The sequence below is a fragment of the Desulfocurvus sp. DL1XJH-121 genome (genome assembly GCF_054819825.1).
On record NZ_JBTVWW010000182.1, the window covers coordinates 1 to 242 of the forward strand.

Below are 242 nucleotides of genomic sequence, written 5' to 3' on the forward strand. Positions count from 1 at the left end.
GCTGACCAAATTAGGGCCAAGCGCAGGGGACTGGCCATTTTTAACGGGGAGTCGGTCGGCCAGGTGGCCTCGCAGACGCTCGAATCGATGGCGGCAATCAACGATGTTACGACCACGCCGGTTATCCGGCCGGTAGCCACAATGGACAAGACCGAGATTATTGCCCTGGCCGAAAAGATTGGCACGTTTGACTTGTCAATCCAGCCCTTTGAGGACTGCTGCACGATTTTTGCACCACCCCG

Annotated in this window: 1 protein-coding gene; it reads left to right on the plus strand. The window is 57.0% G+C overall.

Annotated features, from left to right (window positions below):
- Positions 1–242: tRNA sulfurtransferase (locus tag ACYYG1_RS17800; protein WP_461211663.1), on the plus strand; the 242-nt coding region annotated here is incomplete at both ends.